Below are 18,950 nucleotides of genomic sequence, written 5' to 3' on the forward strand. Positions count from 1 at the left end.
TTCGACGAACCTGCAGCTTGGACGGAAACCACGATGACCGTACTCGTCACCGGCGGCGCCGGTTACATCGGAAGCCACACGGTTCTGGCGCTGGTCGAGGCCGGCGAAAGCGTGGTGGTGATCGACAATCTCTCGACCGGCTTTTCGCAGTTCGTTCCCGAAGGCGTGCCGCTGTTCATCGGCGATGCAGGCGACGAAAATCTGGTCGACGGCGTGATCGCCTCGCACCAAGTCGACGCCATCATCCATCTCGCCGGCTCGGTGATCGTCTCCGAATCGATGCGCGATCCGCTCGCCTACTATCGCAACAACACCTCGGTTTCGCGCAGTGTCTTGAGTGCCGCGGCGCGGCGCGGCGTCAAGACCCTCGTGTTCTCGTCGACCGCAGCCGTGTACGGCAATCCAGATCAGGTTCCGATCGGAGAGGACGCGCCGACGCGCCCGGCGTCACCCTATGGCCGCTCCAAGCTGATGACCGAAATCATGCTGCATGATGCGGCGATCGCTTGCGGCATCAACTACGTGACACTGCGCTACTTCAACGTCGCCGGTGCCGATCCGCACGCGCGGATCGGCCTTGCCACCGCCGGCGCCACGCATCTTTTAAAGATCGCCGTCGAGGCAGCCACCTGTCAGCGCAGACGGATCGACGTCTACGGCACCGATTATCCGACACCCGACGGCAGTTGCATACGCGACTTCGTTCACGTCACCGACCTCGCGCAGGCCCACTGCGCCGCGCTCAACTATTTGCGCGCCGGCGGCAAGCCGGTGACCTTGAACTGCGGTTACGGCCGCGGCTATTCGGTGCTCGAAACGATCGACACTGTGAAACGCGTGGCGGGGCGTAATTTCGCCGTCGCTTCCGCAGGACGCCGCCCCGGCGACATCATGACGATGGTCGCCGACTCCAGCCGGATCCGCGGCACACTCGATTGGACGCCGCATTACGACGACCTCGAGACCATCGCCACGCATGCGCTGGCATGGGAGCAAAAGCTGGTGCGCATGCGCCAAGGGATTGAATTGCAAGCCATTCCAGCCTGACCGCAGCGCCGGTTCCGCCGTTTTGGCTTGAAAATCCGGGCCAGCGGGGGCAAGGACTCCGCCGAGACGCACGCCTTCCTCGCGCGCGACCCTTGTTCGACGCCGTCGATGGAACGCGGGAATGACCGAAGCCCCACGCAAGATTACTGACGACCCCTATGGCGCGTGGCAGCTCATCCGCCGCTTGGTGATGGAACAGGCGTCCGCCTATTGGCGGCGCTACGCGCTCGCGTTCGGCCTGATGGCGATCGCTGCCGCCGCAACCTCAGGCTCGGCCTTTCTGCTCGGCAAGGTCATCAACCAGGCCTATGTCGATCGAGACCTCCAGGGCATCATGTTCTGGTCGATCGTCACGCTGGTGGTGTTCACCCTGAAGGGTGCTGCGACCTACGGGCAGTCGGTGATCCTTACCCAGATCAAGAATGCGATCCTCGCCAACAATCAGCGGCGGATGTTCCACAAGCTGATGAACGAGAGCATTGGCTTTTTCTCGCAGCGGCATTCGTCCGAATTCCTCGCGCGCCTCACGGCTGGCGCCAACTCCGTCACCGAAGTGCTCAACCTGCTGATCAACGCGATCGGCCGTGATTTCTTGTCGCTGATCGGCCTCGTCATCGTGATGGTGGTGCAGGACCCGTTCATGGCGCTGTTCGGCCTTCTGGTCGCGCCGCCGGCGGCGTTCGTGGTGCGCAAGCTGGTGAAGCGGGTGAAGGGACTGGCCCTCACGCAGTTCACTGGCAACGCGCAGATCCTCGAGACGATGCAGGAATCGCTGCAGGGCATCCGCACCGTGAAGGCGTTCTCGCTCGAAAAGACCATGAGCGACCGGATCGACGCCAATATCGCCGCGGTGCAGGCCAACGCCGATAAGATGGCGAAGGTGTCGAACCGCTCCAGCCCGCTGATGGAGACGCTCGGTGGCTTCGCGGTGGCGGCGTCGCTGATGTACGGCGGCTACCGTGTGGTGGCGACCGGCGCAACGCCCGGCGAGTTCTTCTCGTTCCTGACCGCGTTCCTGCTCGCCTATGAACCGGCGAAGCGGCTGGCGCGGCTCAACATCGAACTCAACAGCGGCTTGGTCGGCGCGCGGATGCTGCTCGAGATCATCGACAGCCCGCCGAGCGAGCCGGACGACAGCCACAAGCCGGCACTGCAACTCACCGACGCGCGCGTCCAGTTCGACAACGTCTCGTTCGCCTATCGGCCCGACGAGCCGGTGCTCAACCATATGAGCTTCGTCGCCGAGCCAGGTCAGACGACCGCACTGGTCGGGCCGTCGGGCGGTGGCAAGTCGACGGTGCTGGCGCTATTGCTGCGCCTGTACGAAGTGCAGTCCGGCGAGATCCGCATCGACGGGCAGTCGACATCGACGGTTTCGCGCGAGTCGCTGCGGCAGCAGACCGCTTACGTCGGACAGGACGTCTATCTGTTCCGCGACACCGTCCGCGCCAACATCGCGTTCGGCAAGCTCGGCGCCACCGACGACGAGATCGTGGCCGCCGCCAAGGCAGCCTGCGCGCACGATTTCATTATGAACTTCCCGCTTCAGTACGACACGCCGGTCGGCGAGCATGGCGCCCAACTATCTGGCGGCCAGCGCCAGCGCATCGCGGTCGCCCGCGCGCTATTGCGCAATGCGCCGATCGTCCTGCTGGACGAAGCCACCGCCGCGCTCGATTCGGAGTCGGAAAAGCTGGTGCAGGAAGCGATCGAGCGTCTCGCCCGCGGCCGCACCACGATCGTGATCGCACACCGGCTGCACACCATCATGCATGCCGATTCCATCCTGGTGGTCGAGGCCGGCGAGATCGTCGAACAGGGCCAGCACGACGACCTGCTGCGCCGCGGCGGGCGCTATGCCTCGTTCTTCCGGTTGCAGCAGCGCCACGCGACGCCTCTGGCGCCGGCCGAAGCCTCCGCCTAACCTGATGGACCGAATCCGCTCCCGCCTCTTCGTCCCCTTAGCTTGCGAAAGACACTCATGAGCAACGCCGGTTTCGTGATCGCCCCGCCGCCGCAGCCCACTCTCGCCGTTGCCGGGACGAGCGACCGCTTTCCAATGCGCCGGATCTGGTGCGTCGGCCGCAACTATCTTGAGCACGTCCGCGAGATGGGCAACGACGAGCGCCAGCCGCCGTTCTTCTTCGCCAAGCACGCCGACATGGTCGCCCCCGACGGCACCACTATCCCGTATCCGCCGCTGACCAAGGATTTGCATCACGAGGTCGAGCTGATCGTGGCGCTGAAGAGCGGCGGCCTGAACATTCCCGTGGAGAAGGCGCTCGACCAAGTCTGGGGTTACGCGGTCGGCATCGACCTCACCCGCCGCGACCTGCAAATCGCCTCGCGCAAGAAGGAGCAGCCCTGGGAGATCGGCAAATCGTTCGATGCCTCGGCGCCGTGCGGCGCGCTGCGGCCGGCCTCCGAGATCGGCCATCCGGCCACCGGCAAGATCTGGCTGTCGGTCAACGGCACCGAGCGGCAGACCGGCGATCTGTCCGAAATGATCTGGAACGTGCCGGAGATCATCGCCAAGCTCTCCCAGCAGGTCGAGCTCGCCGCCGGCGATATCATTATGACCGGCACCCCGGCCGGCGTCGCGGCGCTGGCGCCCGGGGATGCCATCGCCTGCGGCGTCGACGGCATCGGCACGCTCAGCATCACGATCGGCCAGCCGGGCTGACGGGTCGACCGGCGTTAGCCGATGATTAACCATAAATCAGGAATATCGCGGCGGGGCCGTCAGGAGCTGCCGCGATGATGTCCGACTTCGGAAGATACCTTCTGGCCGTATTCGCGACCCTGGCATTCCTGGCCAGCGCTCAAAATGCCGGCGGCCTGAGCTGGCGCGGCCAGGCGCCAATTACTCTCGCCGCCACGCATTAGATCAGGATCGGAACTGCGGCCGAAACCCGCGCGGCTGGAAGCCGAGGTCGGCGGCGGCCGGGCCGGCGTCGAAGGTCATGTCCTTCGCCATCCGGGTGGCCATGGTTGCCGACAGCCCGGGCAGGATGCGGACCGCGACCGGCAGAACGATCCGCCATGCCCAATCCGGCACTGGCACGATGATCCGCGGCAGGCCGAGCCCGTCGAAGATCCTGCCGACCATCTGACGATAGCTCAGGGTCTCGCCGCCCGGCAGATTGTAGGTCTTGCCAATCGCGTGCGGCCGCGCGGCGGCGGCGACCGCGGCGGCGGCAAGATCGTCGGCATGCACCGGCTGGCGCAGTCCCTCACCGCCCGCCATCAGTGGGAAGAAGCGGAAACGCCGGATCAGCCCGGCGATCCGACTGACATTGCCGTCGCGGCCTTCAAGATAGATCAGGGTCGGCCGCAACACCGTGCAGCCGACGCCATGCCCCGCGCAGGCCGCGATCACGCGCGATTCACCGGCGCCCCAGTCACGAATGAAGGCGCGCTCTTTAGGGTCGGGCGTGTCCCATTTGGTTTCGATGCTGGTCGAGGTGAATACCACCAGCCGCTTCATCCCGGCCGCGGCCAGCACCGGCACCGCATCGGCGACGCGCCCGACCGGCGCAGTGGCGAACACCACATCCAGCGGCGGCAGCGCGACGCCGCCGAGATTTTCAAGATCTCCCGCAACCCAATTCACACCATCGCCCCGGGGCCGCGGCCGACGCGACAGCCCCACCGGCTGCGCCCCTTGCGCAATCAACCGACGAACGATCGCGCCACCAACCATCCCGGTGGCGCCGATGACGAAAGGTTTAGAGGCGGTCATTGTGGCTCCTAAAGGTCGCCGCCCGCACGGGACGGCGACGATTCTGTTCGGCTACCACGAAATCTGCCGAGCTGCACTTGTCTGCCCACGCTCTCGTCCACCCTCAGACCGTAGCCAGCAAAATGCCCCTTACCTCGACCACGCTTTTCCTCTGCCTACCCCTTTGCCAAATCGACATTCAACAACCGGAACGTGAGCACCAGGATCTGATCAAGCGTCTCGTCGAATGTCCGCCTGCCATCAGGGTTGAACCAATAGGCGGCACGGTCCCATTGGTTCATGATGGCGAGCGTCACGAACATCGGATCTACCCGATCGTGGTCGCCGACGAAGTCAGTGACGAGATCGTGGATGGTATAGCGATAGCGATCCAGTCGTTGGCCGAAATGCGCACGGTCCTGTTCGGAAAAGAACAGCTTCAGAAATTGCGGATCGATCAGCCGGTCGTTGGCGCGGGCGATGATCTGGTGTCGGAGCTTGTAGGTGGCGTGGCGCCGTGCGATTTCGAGCAGGCGCTCACCGCGCGGCATCTGCTCAATATCCTTCAGGACGTAACCAAAGAAGTGATCCATGCCGAAATCGACCGCCGCGACCAGCAGCGCCTCCTTCGACGGGTAGTAGTTGTACAGCGTCGGCGCACGCAGGCCGACCGCGCTGGCGATCGTACGCATGCTGCAGGTCTCGTAGCCGCGTTCGGCGAACAGCGCGATCGCGGTGAGCAGGATGCGGATCCGCATCCGGCTGGCGGGCGAGTCCGGCTGACCGATGATCGCGCCCTCGTCGACAAGGTCACCGAGATAGCTCAAGGTCGGACCGTCGGGCGGCACCCGCGCGCCCGTCCTCGTGCGCTTCATCTCAGTCGAACTCATCCCGGCATGCTCCAAGGGCCGCTGCGGCCCGCATCCAGAGCTAACCGAGCCGCCAGGAGCTGGCAACCGCACCGCCTCTGACGGCGGCGCGAAGGCTTACTGCGCCGGGGCCTCCGCGCTCTGTAGGGCGCGCCACATCACCTTACCCGAGGCGCTCTTTGGCAGCGCATCCTTGAACTCGACAATGCGTGGCACCTTGTAGGCGCTGACCTGCGTGCGGCACCAGGCGATGATGTCCTGCTCGGTCAGATCGGCGTGGGACGGTCTACGCACCACCACTGCCTTGACCGTCTCACCGCGATAGGCATCAGTTGAGCCGATGACGCAGACCTCCTGGATGCCGGGATGCCGGAACATTAATGCTTCCAGCTCCGCCGGCCAGACCTTGTAGCCGGCGGCATTGATCATCCGCTTGAGCCGATCGGTAATGAAGAAGTAGCCGTCTTCGTCGCGATAACCGAGATCACCGGTGCGCAAGAAACGCCTGCCCTCGATGCTGATGAACGCCTGCTCGGTCGCTTCCGGCCGCTGCCAGTAGCCTTGGAACACCTGCGGCCCGTGCACGACAATCTCGCCCTGCTCGCCGTCGGCAACCTCCTGCCCGGTCTCGAGATCGATGACCCGCGCATCGACGCTGATGAACGGAATGCCGAGGCATTGCAGCTTGGGCGCGTCGCAAGGGTTCATCAACGTGACGGCGGACGTCTCGGTCAGTCCGTAGCCCTCGACGAAGTCGAGTCCGAACTGCTCGCGCAAGCGCTCGGCAACCGCCTGCGGCATCGCTGCGCCGCCGCCGCCGATCTGCACCAGGCTCGACAAGTCGTACTGATCGAGATTCGGGCTCGCCAGCAGATCGATGATCATCGTGGGAATCGACAACCAATGGCTGACGCGATGCTGCGAGATCAGACGGCCCGCTACGTCGCGATCCCAGCGCGGCATGATGATCAGCGTGGCGCCAGCGTAGATCGCGGCATGCATCACACACACCAGGCCGGTGATGTGAAACATCGGTAACACCCCCAGGCTGACCGTTTCGGGCGTGCCGTCGATCCAGAACATGGTGGTCATCGCGTTGTGCGTCACGCTGCCATGGGTCAGCATGCAACCTTTCGGCAGACCGGTGGTACCGCTGGTGTAGGGCAGCAGCGCCAAGTCGTCGCGGCCGACGAGCAGCTCGGGCAGCGGATCGTCGGCCGCGATTGCATCTCGCCATGCATGCACTGAGCCTTGGACGAGGCTCGGTAAGGCGTGCTGCGTCGTCAGCCAGTCGCGCCATTGCGGCGGGATCAATGCGTCCTCTTGCAGCGCGTCGGCGAACTGGCTGACGATAAGATGCTGCAGCCGATGGCCGCTGTCGATGGCATTGCTGGCGGCGGCCAGGCCTTCGGCTAGGTCTCCGGTGGTCAGAGCCACCTTGGCCTGCGCGTCGGTGATGTAGTGGTGCAGCTCTCCTGCGCGGCTCATCGGATTGACCGGCACGGTGACCGCATTTGCCCTCGCGATCGCCAGATGCGCGATCACCAGCTGCGGGCAGTTCTGCATGACCACCAGCACGCGGTCACCCGGGACGACGCCCAAGGTGCGCAACCGCCCCGCCAGCCGCTCAGCGCTGTCCTTGAGCTGCCGATAGGTCAGACTGCTGCCGAGAAAGCCGAGCGCAGTACGGTCTGGATAGCGGGCGGCGCTGACGGCGAGATTGTCCCACAGGGATGTGACCGGCGGCTCGACGGCCGCCGGCAAACGAGGCGGCCAAGACTTCAGCAGTCGCTTGTCGTGTCGCATCACTTCAATCCGTGTTTCGCTCTACGTGTCTCGACATCATCGGCCCGCGGCTGGGTCCAGCCGTGGGCCGCGTTGCTCTGGCTCCGATCAGCGCTCGATCGCGCCGATCACTGTTTCACCAGCGAACATTTCGATTCCGACAGCGGCGGATAGGCGCTGCTGCCCGGGATAGTCTCGCGGATGTCGGCATAGTCCCAGGCGGCGCGGGAGTCTGTCGTCTTCTTCACCGCCAGCACATACATGTCGTGAATCATACGGCCATCCTCGCGAATCCGCCCACCCTTGGCGAAGACGTCGTTGATCTCCGTCTTCTTGAGATGATCGAGAACGGTCTTGGCGTCGTCGGTGCCGGTCTCCTTGACCGCCTTGAGATAGGTGGTGATCGCCGAATACAGGCCCGCCTGCAGCATGATCGGCATCCGATTGCGCTGCTTGAAGAAGCGCTGGCTCCAGGCGCGCGATTCATCGTCGCGGTTCCAGTAGAAGCCCTCGACCAGGATCATGCCCTGCGCGGCGTCGAGGCCGATGGCATGCACGTCGGTGAGCGATGCTGCGAGCGGCGCCAGCGTCTGGGTGATGCCGAAGTCGCGCGCGGCCTTGACCGAGTTGATCAGATCGCCGCCGGCGTTGGCGAGTCCGATCACATCGGGCCCCGCGCTTTGCGCGCTCAGCACGAAGGACGAGAAGTCGGCGGTGCCGGTCGGATGCTTGCGCGATCCGATCACTTTGCCGCCCGCCGCCACGATGGCCTGGGTCGCGTCCCTTTCAATCGCCTGGCCGAGTGCGTAGTCGACTGTCAGGAAATACCAGTTCTTCTTGCCGGCGCGCGTGATCGACCCTGCGAGCGCGTTGGAGATGCCGTGCGTGTCCCAGGCATAGAGCACGGTGTTGGGCGAGCACTGCTCGTTGACCAGCGAGGTGGTCCCCGCACCCGTCACCATCAGCACGCGGTTCTTCTCGCGCGTGAGGCCCGACACCGCCAGCGCGACGGCCGAATTGATCGCGTCCGTGACCATGTCGACGCCATCGACGTCGTACCACGCACGGACTCGGCTGACTGCGATATCCGGCTTGTTCTGGTGGTCGGAGACGACCAGCTCGACCTTGAACGGCGGCTTCTCATTCTTGACGAAATCGTCGATCGCCATGCGGGCGGCCGCCTCGGAGTTCGCGCCGCTCAGATCCTGAAACACGCCTGACATGTCGCCGAGCACGCCGATCTTGACGACGTTATTGGAGATACCCGGGGTTTGCGCGTGTACTGGCCCAGCCAGCGCACACGACACCGCGCACGCGAAGACAGACCCTGCGAAGGTTCTCATCGTTTCTCACCCTATGTGTTGTTTTATTGATTGAAGACGGCGCCGCCGCTCAGCGCCGCAGCCGCTGCTGTGCCCACGTCCCGATCTCCTGCATCGTGGCGACGGTCTCGGGCAGGAACGGGAAGATCGTATAGACGTGGACCGAGTCGTCGACGGTCCGCGACGTCACATCGACACCCGCCTGTTTGGCGCGTTCGATCAGGCGCGTGGTGTCGCTGAGCAGCACCTCGCCTTCGCTGGCAGTCAGATAGATCGGCGGCAGGCCGGAGAGATCGCCATACAGCGGCGACACCAGCGGGTCGGTCGGCTCGTGGCCCTGGAAGTAGGACGCGCCGAGATAAGTCAGCATGTCGCGGTTGGCGGCGGGATCGTCGCCGGCGAATTTCGACACGCTTTCGCCGCGCAAGGTGAGATCGGCGAACGGACAGACGCCGATGATGCCCGCGGGCTGCGGATCGTCGGTGGTCTTGAGCGCCAGCGCGAGCGCAAGCGCCAGACCCCCGCCAGAGGATTCTCCGCTCAGGATGATCGACGACGCGGAGATGCCTGCGTCGAGCAGCGCCCGATAGGCGTCGAGCGCATCGTCGATCGCGGCCGGATAGGGATGATCAGGGGCCAGCCGATAGTCGACGGTGACGCAACTGCCGCCGACGGTTTCGGCGAGCCGATGCGCGTATTCGAGCGAGCCGCGTGCCGAGCCGAGCACGTAGCCGCCACCGTGGAAGTGCAGCAAGGTCGGTGCATCGTCCTGTTTTTTCGCCGCAGAAACCCGGAACGCCGGGACGCCGCGGAGTTCGAGCTGTTCGACGGCGACATCCTTGGCGAGCGGGAAGTTGGCGGCAAGAAACTCCTCGTAGCCTTCGCGCAAGCCGTCGTGGCCGCGCGCGACCTGCTCCGGCGAGAACGCGCTCTTCCACAGCGCGAACGCATGCTGGCTTTCAGGCCGCTTCAGGGTCTTGCCCTCGCGCGTCGCCGACAGGCCGAGCACCTCGCCGGCCGGGCGCTTCACCGCCTCGACGACGTTGTAACCCCAGACGAATCCCCACGTCGTCTCGGTCATCGGATCGACGTGCTGTATGCCCTTCCAGCGGCCATCGCGGGCGCGGATGCGCGCCGGATCGGATTCGTGGGTGAGCTTGACCATGGCGCGCGCGCCGGATTGTACGCGGGTGGTGCGCGGACGGCGGCGCTGTTCGTATTCCTGCAGCGCCTGCGACGCCTCCTTGTGGGACGACAACACTGTCGCCAGCGTCCATGCATCCTCGATGCCCTGCGCGGCGCCCTGCGCCAGGAATGGTACCATCGGATGCGCGGCGTCGCCCATCAGGGTGACGCGGCCATAGGTCCAGCGATCGATCGGATCACGATAATACATGCCGGTGATGAAGCCGGTTTCGATCTGCTCCATCATCTTTCGTGCCCGCGGCTCGATGTCCGAGAACGAGCGGTGCAGATCGTCGATATCGCCGCTCTCGGTCCAGGATTCGCGCTGCACTTCGGTGGCCGGAACGGAAGCTAGAATGCTGTAGAGATTGTTCGGCCGCACCCAGTAGGTGATCAGCGTGCGCCCCGGGCCAAACCAGTAGTTGCCCTTCTCCTCGAGATTGACGTGCCGGAGCTTGGCGGCCGGGATCAGCGCGCGCCACATCAGAATGTTGGAGAAATGCGTCGGCTCGTCGCCGCGCAGATGCTTGCGGATGACCGAGTGGATGCCGTCGGCGCCGACCAGCACATCGCCGCGAACCTCTTCGCCGGACGCCAGCCGCACGGTAACGCCGGCCTGGTCCTGGTCGAACGAACAGACCTGCGCGCCGAGCCGTAGCGCTCCGGCCGGCATTGCGCGGGCCAGTAGATCGATCAGGTCGGCGCGGTGGATGTTATAGAGCGGCGCGCCCCAGTGCCTGGCGCCGATGTCGCCGAGCGGCGACAGGCTGAGCAGCTTGCCATTGGCGATATCGCGCAGCTCGTAGGATTGCGGGATGACGCCCGCATCGGCGACCGCCTGTTCGAGCCCGAGTTCGCGCAACACCCAAACGGCGTTCGCGGCGAGCTGAATGCCGGCCCCGATCTCCTTCAGCTCGGGCGCCTGCTCGAGCACCACCGCCTCATGGCCCTTCTGAGAAAGGGCAATGGCGGCCGTCATGCCGGCGATCCCTGCCCCAACGATAATGACGCGCATGCGCCGCTCTCCCCATGTTTCGCCCATCTCGGTGGGCTTACGAACGAACGTTCGTAAGATTACGAATAGTGATGCGATGCAGTGGCGTCAAGCCATCAGGCGCAAAGGGCTACCGTCGACCGCAGGTACTTGAGGAGGGGAAACCCAACATCGGACGCGGCCCAGGACCGATCTCTGGGCTTTCAGGCGGATGCGGACCGGCTTTTTGGAGTTCTCTTACTGTCCGACGGTCGAGGCGATGGTCTCGACATCGAGCGGCTGGCGGCACCATCGCGAGCGGCTTCAGGAGGCGATCGTGAAGGCGCAGAAACTGAGGGGCTGACCCCGCCACTCACCTCATCGTCGCTGCCTCGCAGCGCGACGTGGGGGCCGGCACCAGGCTCGGCGCCGGATCGTGGCAGGCGCGGCAGATGACGCGATTGCGGCCGGCGTGTTTGGCGTCGTAGAGAGCCTGGTCAGCCGCCTTCATCAGGTCGGAGACATCTTTCATTCCCGGCAGTGCCGTGGCGACACCGATGCTCACCGTCGCCGGGATCGCATGCGAGGCGACCACCAGAGCGTTGGTGGCGACCTCGCGGCGCAGTCGCTCTGCGACCACTTCCGCCTGCGCCAGATCGGTCTCCGGCAGCAGCAGAGCGAATTCCTCACCGCCGAGCCGTGCCAGCACGTCGCAATCCCGCTTGCAGTCGCGCGCCAGTCTGGCGAGATGCACGATCATCTCGTCGCCGACCTGGTGACCGAAGCCGTCGTTGATCGCCTTGAAGTAATCGATGTCGATCATCAGGAACGACATCGCCCGATCGTAGCGCCGGGCGCGCGACCATTCGCGGTCGGCCAGCGTCAGGAAGTGGCGACGGTTGTAGACCCCGGTCATACCGTCGGTAGTCGCCAGCCGCTCCAGTTCCTCGGCATTCCGGACGATGTCGGTGACGTCGCTGTAGACCAGCATCCGGCCGCCGCCCGGGAGCACCGCGAGGTGGCAGCGCAGCGCGGTGCCGTCGGTCATTGCCAGATCCGTCGGCTTCGGATCGCCGGATTGCACCCAGGCCAGCCGCCGCGCCACGTAATCGTCGAGATCGACCGCGACCGCCTCCGCGGCGGCGGCGAGCATCTCGGCATAGAGCGGCCGATTCTGCCGGATCTCCTCGGCGCTGTTGGCCCTGAACATCCGGTGCAGCACCGGATTGCTGTAGACCGCGCGCAGCTCCTCGTTGAGGATCAGCAGGCCGGCATCGACATTGTCGAGCGCCGCGTACAGCGTCTCCAGCGCCTGCCGGGCCTCGGCCAGCTCGCAGCGCACCCGCGCGATCTCCGGATCGTCCGGAGCCTGCGCGATGTGGTGCATTTCCCCCGTCAGTCTTTTGTGCATTGTCACGATCTCCGCGACCCGCCAGTGACTCACTTACACCACGGGTTGCACGACAACGGAAAACAACTCCTGAACCTCCAGGGGCAATTACGGGGTTTCGTTAACGCCCCGTGAACGCCGCCGCGGCAGCGCGAGGGCTCCGAGCGCACGAATGATTGGCGCTTTGCGTCCATTTGGCTTAAAGCGGGCCAGTCTCCCGTCATCGTCGGCCATCCGCGGCCGTGCATCGTTCAAGGGCTCGTTCAGAAGAGCCGGGACGGGATTTTCCCAATCGGCGTGATCGCCCAGAAGGTCGTCGTTCGTGACATTTCCGACCAGTCCCCCGCCGCTCGCACGAGCTTTGGCGGAACGCAATTATCTCGAAGCGACGCCGGTGCAAGGCGCCGTGCTGGCGCCGGACGCGACCGATCGCGACCTGTTGGTGTCGGCGCAAACCGGCTCCGGCAAGACCGTCGCCTACGGGCTGGCGATCGCCCGCGATCTGCTCGGCGAGGCCGAACGGTTCGCGGCGGCCACCGCGCCGCTGGCGCTGATCGTGGCGCCGACCCGTGAGCTGGCCCTGCAGGTGCACCGCGAGCTCGACTGGCTGTATCGCCACGCCGGCGCACGCGTCGTCTCCTGCGTCGGCGGCATGGACCCGCGGCGCGAGCAGCGCGAGCTGGCCGAAGGCGCCCACATCGTGGTCGGTACTCCGGGGCGACTGTGCGACCATCTGCGCCGCAACCGGCTCGACGTCTCGCAGCTCAAGGCCGTCGTGCTCGACGAGGCCGACGAGATGCTCGATCTCGGCTTCCGGGAGGACATGGAGTTCATCCTCAAGACCACGCCGGAAACCCGCCGCACCCTGCTGTTCTCGGCGACGCTGCCGCGCGGCATCATCGCTCTGGCGAAAACTTATCAGCACGACGCGTTCCGCATCGAGGTCGAAGGGGCCGAAGGCGGTCACGCCGACATCGAGTATCGCGCCATCCGCATCGCGCCGAGCGACGTCGAGCATGCCGTGGTCAACGTGCTGCGCTATGTCGAATCCCCGACCGCGATCGTGTTCTGCAATACCCGCAGTGCGGTGAACCATCTGCAGACGGCGCTGCTGGAGCGCGGCTTCGCGGTGGTGGCACTATCCGGCGAACTCACCCAAAATGAACGTACCAACGCGCTGAACGCCTTGCGCGACGGCCGCGCCCGCGTCTGTGTCGCGACCGATGTCGCCGCGCGCGGCATCGACCTGCCGAATCTCGGCCTGGTGATCCACGCCGAGCTGCCGAACGATGCAGAGGTGATGCAGCATCGCTCCGGCCGCACCGGACGCGCCGGCAACAAGGGCATCAGTGTGTTGTTAGTGCCGCCGGCCCGGCGGCGCCGCGCCGAGCTGCTGCTGAACCTCGCCGGTATCGAGGCGAACTGGGGTACTGCACCGCAGGCCGACGAGATCCGCAACCTCGACCAGCAGCGCATGATGCAGGACGCGCTGTTCACCGAGGAGGCGACGCCGGAGGATCAGACGCTGGCGACGGCGCTGCTGGCGGAACGCACGCCCGAACAGATCGCAATCGCGCTGGCGCGGCTGTACCGCGCTCGGCTTCCCTCACCCGAAGACATTCTCGATCCCGGCGAACGCCCGGCCCGAGGCCGCGACGATCGCGCCCCGGCCAGAGGCGAGCGCCCGCAGCGCGAGGAGCGCGACTACGGCCCACGCGACAAGGCTCCGCGGCCGCGTGCCGCGAAGGCCGGCGACAAACACAGCATGTCCGACGGCGTCTGGTTTCGCGCCGCGATCGGTAAGCGCAAGAATGCCGAAGCACGCTGGCTGCTGCCGATGATCTGCCGCCGCGGCGGCATCACCCGGCAGGACATCGGCGCAATCCGCATCCTCGACACCACCACCGAATTCGAGATCGCGGCGCCGGCCGCGGAGGCGTTCGCCGCGCAGATCAAGCGCCCGGACAAGGACGACAACATCCGCATCGAGCCTCTGATCGGTGCCAAGCCGATTCCGCCGCGCGACGAGCGGCCGGCCGGCAAGCCGCACGAGGGGACGAAGTCGCAGCGCGAGACGCGCCGCAGCAAGCGGCCGGATTCGTGGACGCCACTGGTCGATGCCGCACAGGACGATCCGCGCGGCCGCACGTTCGGCGATCAGCGGCCGTCGCGCAGCAAGGAAGCCCGCCTCAAGGAGGCAGGCTTCCCTCCCGCCAAGGACGGCCACAAGAGCGAGAGCTTCAAGAAAGACGGGTTCAAGAAGGACGGCTTCAAAAAGAAGCCCAAGTCGCGCGACGACAAACCGGCCTATGTCAGCAAGGCCCGCCGCGCCGATCCGTCAGCCAAGAGTCCGGCCTTCAAGAAAAAAGCGAAGAAGGCATTTCGTTGAGGCGCAGAGCCACCGCGGCTCCACACCTCGCCAGCGCTTCACAGTCCGGCACGGCCGGGGCATGACGTAACCAACAAGGCCGGAGGCGATGCCCCCGGCCTTGTTGTCGTTACTCGCAGATGGCGACTCGAGGCCCTTAAAAACGGCCAAGTCCACGATCGATGAAGCGTCTACAGCGTCAGCTCGTGGCGGCCGACCACCATCCAATGCACCTCGTCCGGACCATCGGCGAAGCGGAGGTGGCGGACGTCGGTGTACATTTCGGCGAGCGGGGTCCACTGCGAGATGCCGGTGGCGCCGTGCATCTGGATCGCCTGGTCGATGATTTTGCAGGCGCGCTCCGGCACCATCGCCTTGACCATGCTGACCCAGACGCGCGCTTCCTTGTTGCCAAGCACGTCCATCGCTTTGGCGGCCTTCAGCACCATCAGCCGCATCGCTTCGATCTCGCAGCGCGCCTGCGCGATGATCTGCAGATTGCCGCCGAGATGCGCCAGCTTCTTGCCGAACGCCTCGCGGGTCAGGCCGCGCGCCACCATCAGGTCGAGCGCCTTCTCGGCCTTGCCGATGGTGCGCATGCAGTGATGGATGCGGCCGGGGCCGAGCCGGAGCTGAGAGATCTCGAAGCCGCGGCCTTCGCCGAGCAGGATGTTCTCCTTCGGCACGCGGACATTGTTGAAGCGCATGTGCATATGGCCGCGCGGTGCGTGGTCGTGGCCGAAGACGTGCATCGGGCCGAGCACTTCGACGCCGGGGGTGTCGACCGGCACCAGGATCTGCGACTGCTGCTTGCTGGGCGCCGCGGTCGGATCGGTCTTGACCATCACGATCATGATCTTGCAACGCGGATCGCCGAGGCCGGAGATGTAGTACTTCTCGCCGTTGATCACCCACTCGTTGCCGTCGAGCACGGCCGAGGTCGAGACGTTCTTGGCGTCGGACGAAGCGACGTTCGGCTCGGTCATCACATAGGCCGAACGGATCTCGCCGTTGAGCAGCGGCTTCAGCCACTTCTCTTTCTGCTCAGGGGTGCCGACGCGCTCCAGCACTTCCATGTTGCCGGTGTCCGGCGCCGAGCAGTTCATCACTTCGGAGGCGAGCGGCGCCTTGCCGAGTTCGGCGGCGATGTAGGCGTAGTCGAGATTGTTGAGGCCCTCGCCGGTCTCGGCGTCGGGCAGGAAGAAGTTCCACAGACCGACTTCCTTGGCCTGCGCCTTGGCCTTGCCGAGCAGATCGAGCTGCTCCTGGCTGAACGACCAGCGGTTCGGGTTCTTCGCCTCGGCGATCTCGAACTCGTGTTGCATCGGCTCGACGACGTCGGCGATGAACTTCTTGACGTGGTCGTACAGCGGCCGAACCGCTTCGCTCATCCGCAGATCGTTGAGCGCGTCTTCGGGCGCGAGCGTGTAAGGGGTCTGGCGGGGGACGTAGGCCGTCTGCATATTGTTCTCCCTATTGCTTTTCTTGAGCGTTGGCGACCATCCCGCCTGGATGGCTGCTCGATCGTTATAGACGTCGCAGAATGGAGTTGTCTTTCGGTTTTTTGCGCGCCCCTACCGACAAGCGATCGCGCGCCGCCGCCAATTCCGGCAGCCGGACAATCGCCAACGATATCTCGCAAGACCACCTGCTCGCTGCTGCACGGCAGATCCTTCACAAGCCGACGTAAGCAGCCATTGCAATGCTGACGAGCCGAACTTCCTCGTCTGCACCGGCGCAGCCCCGATCCTTGCGCTGCGTGCAAGTGAGGCCAGCCTCGATCATCGGCTCTGAGCGCGCTGCGCCAGCGAAATTCATGGATACTCGCGACTAATCGGCGCACGGTGTGCCGATCGACGCCGAGAGGTGAGTCGTCGAACGACATAAGCTTGCGCCGATATCAGCAACCAGGTTGCTGCCTCATTCGATCAAACAGGAGATGGCGATGGCCAAAGGCGAGCAGAAGAGTAATCGGGAAGCCAAGAAACCCAAGAAGGAAAAGGCCAAGACGATCGCCGCGGCGCCGAGCCAAAAGCCAGGCGGCTGGCAGCCCTCCTTCGACTCCGGCAAAAAGAAGAAATAACCGGGCGGAGATCGTTCGCGTTCGTCGTCCGACGACGCGCATCGAGCAAACGCCCTCGAGATCGAAATACGCCCTCCCTTCGATCACTTTCAATCGTCAGCCGTGACGGGTGCATCGCCCGCCCGGCGGCGGTGGAATCACGTTCGCTGCATTGATTCCACGCCTGATTGGCGCGCTCTGCCGACGAATTCGCTCGACCCGAGCGTGATCGTTGTTCCGGCACGACGCCCCGATGTGTTTCCGGGCCCATGTCAGCCGCACCGCCGAACTCCACGTCGAACAATTCCCGTCGCAGCCGAGCGGCCAAGACCGCCCCACTTCAACGAGTGCAGGGATATCCGTAGCGGCAACCTGTTTGTGCGATGGTCCCGGCATCGCGCTAAGCATCCCGGCGACACGCACCGCCGATCACGGCGTCGTGATCGCGGATCCCGGGAATATCTGCCGCGCGATGGCGTCTCTGCTTTCGGATCCACCCAACTGAAGGAGAGACGATGATCCGCACGCTCACACTGGCATCCGCCCTCGTGTTCGCCGCCACCGCGGCATTCGCGCAGGCCGCTGCGCCCGCTAAAGTCGCCGACACCGCCAAAGGCAAGGCGCTCGTCGACGCCAAGGGCATGACGCTCTACACCTTCGACAAGGACACCGGCGGCAAGTCGGCCTGCAACGGCCCGTGCGCGACCAATTGGCCGCCGCTGACCGTCACCGCGAGCGCACAAGCCTCAGGCGACTGGAGCGTGATCACGCGCGATGACGGCGCCAAGCAGTGGGCCTACAAGGGCAAACCGCTGTATGCCTGGACCAAGGATACCAAGCCGGGCGACACGACCGGTGACGGCTTCCTCAATGGCGCCTGGCATATCGCCAAGCCCTGATCCGACGAAACCGGCCTGGACGAGTCAGCCTTGGACGAGATCGCCGCCGAGATCGAGCCACTGATACCTAGCCTGCGCCGCTATGCGCGGGCGCTGCTGCACGATCGCGACGCCGCGGACGATCTCGTCCAGAGCACGCTGGAGCGAGCGCTGATGCGCTGGCGGCTGCGGCGGCCGGGCGGCGATTTGCGCGCCTGGCTGTTCGCGATCGAGCGCAATCTCTATCTCGACCAGCGCCGCCGCGCGATCCGGCGCGGCAGCGCGGTCGATATCGACTCGCGCGGCACGCTCGCCGACGGCACCGCCGGCCCCGAGCGCAGCCTGATCGCGCGCGATGCGCTGGCGCGGCTGGACGATTTGCCGGAAGATCAACGCTCGCTGCTGCTCCTGATCGGCGTCGAGGAGCTGAGCTACGAGCAGGCCGCGCGGGTGTTCGACGTGCCGGTCGGCACCATCATGTCGCGGCTCAGCCGCGCCCGAGAGGCGCTGCGCCAGAGCGTCGAGGCCGGCCGCACCACCGTGTTGAGGAGAGTGAAATGAGCGCCCGTCGCCCTCTCAGCGAGGACGATCTGCAGGCCTATGTCGACGGCCGGCTCGATGCCGCGCGGCGCGCGGAGATCGAAGCCTATCTGGAATCCGACGCCGAGGCCGCCCGCCGCATCGCCGGCCAGATCGCCGATCGCGACGATCTGCGCGCCCGGCTGTCGGCGGTCGCGGCCGAACCGATCCCTGCCCGGCTCAGAATCGCGCATGTGCGAGCGTCGCGCCGCGCCTGGTTCGGGCAACGACTCGGCGCCGTTGCGGCGGCGCTGGCCTTCCTGCTGATCGGTGGGACCGGCGGCTGGCTGGCGTCCGAGCGTTGGCACCGTGCGCCCGTTGCCGTCGCAGAAGCGCCGGTCGCCGACGCGGCGATGGTGGCGTGGCGGACCTATGCGGTCGAGGTCGCACATCCGGTCGAGGTCGCGGCCGATCAGGAAGCGCATCTGGTGCAATGGCTGTCGCGGCGGCTCGGCCGCCGGCTGACCGCGCCGAAGCTCGACGCGCTCGGGCTGAAGCTGATCGGCGGCCGGCTGCTGCCGGCGGCGGATGCCCCGGCGGCGCAGTTCATGTACGAGGACGCCAACGGCCGCCGCGTCACCGTCTATGTGCGGCCCGGCGGGGACGCCGAGCCGAGCGCGTTCCAGTTTGAACGCTCCGGCACGCTGTCCGCGTTTTCCTGGATCGACGCCAAGCTGTCCTATGCCGTGGTGGCGCAGACCGACCGCGACCACCTGCTCGGCATCGCCCGCGCGATCTATCAGCAATACGAGGCGTTGTAGCGCGGGCGGC

16 protein-coding genes are annotated in these 18,950 nt (G+C 65.6%); 9 read left to right on the top strand and 7 right to left on the bottom strand.

Annotated elements, in window-relative coordinates; translation table 11 throughout:
- Positions 1–33: 33 nt before the first annotated feature.
- From galE to M9H71_RS08905, 4 genes are all read left to right on the top strand, one after another.
- A complete protein-coding gene (galE, locus tag M9H71_RS08890; protein ID WP_455404679.1) occupies positions 34–1,047 on the top strand; it encodes a UDP-glucose 4-epimerase GalE in 1,014 nt (337 codons plus the stop codon).
- Between the two features lie 121 nt (positions 1,048–1,168).
- The gene (locus M9H71_RS08895; RefSeq protein ID WP_455404680.1) at positions 1,169–2,971 is read left to right on the top strand and encodes an ABC transporter ATP-binding protein; all 1,803 of its coding nucleotides are present in this window, start codon (positions 1,169–1,171) and stop codon (positions 2,969–2,971) included.
- A gap of 57 nt (positions 2,972–3,028) precedes the next feature.
- The gene (locus M9H71_RS08900; protein WP_455404681.1) at positions 3,029–3,730 is read left to right on the top strand and encodes a fumarylacetoacetate hydrolase family protein; all 702 of its coding nucleotides are present in this window, start codon (positions 3,029–3,031) and stop codon (positions 3,728–3,730) included.
- Between the two features lie 74 nt (positions 3,731–3,804).
- On the top strand, positions 3,805–3,933 hold the full coding sequence (locus M9H71_RS08905; RefSeq protein ID WP_455404682.1) for a hypothetical protein: 129 nt from the start codon (positions 3,805–3,807) through the stop codon (positions 3,931–3,933).
- Between the two features lies 1 nt (position 3,934).
- On the opposite strand, the gene M9H71_RS08910 is transcribed toward M9H71_RS08905, so the two are convergent.
- The 6 genes from M9H71_RS08910 to M9H71_RS08935 form a co-directional block, all read right to left on the bottom strand.
- A complete protein-coding gene (locus M9H71_RS08910; protein ID WP_455404683.1) occupies positions 3,935–4,789 on the bottom strand; it encodes an NAD-dependent epimerase/dehydratase family protein in 855 nt (284 codons plus the stop codon).
- Positions 4,790–4,944: 155 nt separating this feature from the next.
- Positions 4,945–5,658: a TetR/AcrR family transcriptional regulator gene (locus tag M9H71_RS08915; protein ID WP_455404684.1), complete on the bottom strand. Its 714-nt coding sequence runs from the start codon at positions 5,656–5,658 to the stop codon at positions 4,945–4,947.
- Positions 5,659–5,754: 96 nt separating this feature from the next.
- Complete coding sequence (locus M9H71_RS08920; RefSeq protein ID WP_455404685.1) at positions 5,755–7,443, bottom strand: long-chain fatty acid--CoA ligase; 1,689 nt, start codon at positions 7,441–7,443, stop codon at positions 5,755–5,757.
- A 107-nt stretch (positions 7,444–7,550) separates the two neighbouring features.
- Entirely contained in the window at positions 7,551–8,765 is a 1,215-nt protein-coding gene (locus M9H71_RS08925) for an ABC transporter substrate-binding protein (protein ID WP_455404686.1), read from the bottom strand.
- Between the two features lie 49 nt (positions 8,766–8,814).
- Positions 8,815–10,971: an alpha/beta hydrolase fold domain-containing protein gene (locus M9H71_RS08930; protein WP_455404687.1), complete on the bottom strand. Its 2,157-nt coding sequence runs from the start codon at positions 10,969–10,971 to the stop codon at positions 8,815–8,817.
- A 304-nt stretch (positions 10,972–11,275) separates the two neighbouring features.
- Positions 11,276–12,313 (bottom strand): diguanylate cyclase, encoded by a 1,038-nt coding sequence (locus M9H71_RS08935; RefSeq protein ID WP_455404688.1) that lies wholly within the window; start codon positions 12,311–12,313, stop codon positions 11,276–11,278.
- A gap of 301 nt (positions 12,314–12,614) precedes the next feature.
- Between M9H71_RS08935 and M9H71_RS08940 the strand changes: the two genes are divergently transcribed.
- Positions 12,615–14,681, top strand: coding sequence for a DEAD/DEAH box helicase (locus tag M9H71_RS08940; protein WP_455404689.1), 2,067 nt, complete (start codon positions 12,615–12,617; stop codon positions 14,679–14,681).
- Positions 14,682–14,851: 170 nt separating this feature from the next.
- Here the strand turns inward: M9H71_RS08940 and M9H71_RS08945 are convergent, their stop codons facing one another.
- Positions 14,852–16,123 (bottom strand): acyl-CoA dehydrogenase family protein, encoded by a 1,272-nt coding sequence (locus M9H71_RS08945; protein WP_455404690.1) that lies wholly within the window; start codon positions 16,121–16,123, stop codon positions 14,852–14,854.
- Between the two features lie 482 nt (positions 16,124–16,605).
- On the opposite strand from M9H71_RS08945, the gene M9H71_RS08950 reads away from it, so the two are divergent.
- From M9H71_RS08950 to M9H71_RS08965, 4 genes are all read left to right on the top strand, one after another.
- Positions 16,606–16,743, top strand: a complete 138-nt coding sequence (locus M9H71_RS08950; protein ID WP_455404691.1) for a hypothetical protein — start codon at positions 16,606–16,608, stop codon at positions 16,741–16,743.
- A gap of 494 nt (positions 16,744–17,237) precedes the next feature.
- Positions 17,238–17,621: a COG4315 family predicted lipoprotein gene (locus tag M9H71_RS08955; RefSeq protein WP_455404692.1), complete on the top strand. Its 384-nt coding sequence runs from the start codon at positions 17,238–17,240 to the stop codon at positions 17,619–17,621.
- A 30-nt stretch (positions 17,622–17,651) separates the two neighbouring features.
- Positions 17,652–18,161 (top strand): RNA polymerase sigma factor, encoded by a 510-nt coding sequence (locus M9H71_RS08960; protein ID WP_455404693.1) that lies wholly within the window; start codon positions 17,652–17,654, stop codon positions 18,159–18,161.
- The gene (locus tag M9H71_RS08965) at positions 18,158–18,940 is read left to right on the top strand and encodes an anti-sigma factor family protein (protein WP_455404694.1); all 783 of its coding nucleotides are present in this window, start codon (positions 18,158–18,160) and stop codon (positions 18,938–18,940) included. Before M9H71_RS08960 ends, M9H71_RS08965 begins: the two co-directional genes overlap by 4 nt.
- The last annotated feature ends 10 nt before the right edge of the window (positions 18,941–18,950 follow it).

Source organism: Rhodopseudomonas parapalustris (assembly GCF_053772255.1).

What these genes read in the sequence shown, in the direction of transcription:
- galE (WP_455404679.1), top strand. Translation starts at nt 34, where the DNA reads ATGACCGTACTCGTCACCGGCGGCGCCGGTTACATCGGAAGCCACACG.
- M9H71_RS08895 (WP_455404680.1), top strand. Translation starts at nt 1,169, where the DNA reads ATGACCGAAGCCCCACGCAAGATTACTGACGACCCCTATGGCGCGTGG.
- M9H71_RS08900 (WP_455404681.1), top strand. Translation starts at nt 3,029, where the DNA reads ATGAGCAACGCCGGTTTCGTGATCGCCCCGCCGCCGCAGCCCACTCTC.
- M9H71_RS08905 (WP_455404682.1), top strand. Translation starts at nt 3,805, where the DNA reads ATGATGTCCGACTTCGGAAGATACCTTCTGGCCGTATTCGCGACCCTG.
- M9H71_RS08910 (WP_455404683.1), bottom strand. Translation starts at nt 4,789, where the DNA reads ATGACCGCCTCTAAACCTTTCGTCATCGGCGCCACCGGGATGGTTGGT.
- M9H71_RS08915 (WP_455404684.1), bottom strand. Translation starts at nt 5,658, where the DNA reads ATGAGTTCGACTGAGATGAAGCGCACGAGGACGGGCGCGCGGGTGCCG.
- M9H71_RS08920 (WP_455404685.1), bottom strand. Translation starts at nt 7,443, where the DNA reads ATGCGACACGACAAGCGACTGCTGAAGTCTTGGCCGCCTCGTTTGCCG.
- M9H71_RS08925 (WP_455404686.1), bottom strand. Translation starts at nt 8,765, where the DNA reads ATGAGAACCTTCGCAGGGTCTGTCTTCGCGTGCGCGGTGTCGTGTGCG.
- M9H71_RS08930 (WP_455404687.1), bottom strand. Translation starts at nt 10,971, where the DNA reads ATGGGCGAAACATGGGGAGAGCGGCGCATGCGCGTCATTATCGTTGGG.
- M9H71_RS08935 (WP_455404688.1), bottom strand. Translation starts at nt 12,313, where the DNA reads ATGCACAAAAGACTGACGGGGGAAATGCACCACATCGCGCAGGCTCCG.
- M9H71_RS08945 (WP_455404690.1), bottom strand. Translation starts at nt 16,123, where the DNA reads ATGCAGACGGCCTACGTCCCCCGCCAGACCCCTTACACGCTCGCGCCC.
- M9H71_RS08950 (WP_455404691.1), top strand. Translation starts at nt 16,606, where the DNA reads ATGGCCAAAGGCGAGCAGAAGAGTAATCGGGAAGCCAAGAAACCCAAG.
- M9H71_RS08955 (WP_455404692.1), top strand. Translation starts at nt 17,238, where the DNA reads ATGATCCGCACGCTCACACTGGCATCCGCCCTCGTGTTCGCCGCCACC.
- M9H71_RS08965 (WP_455404694.1), top strand. Translation starts at nt 18,158, where the DNA reads ATGAGCGCCCGTCGCCCTCTCAGCGAGGACGATCTGCAGGCCTATGTC.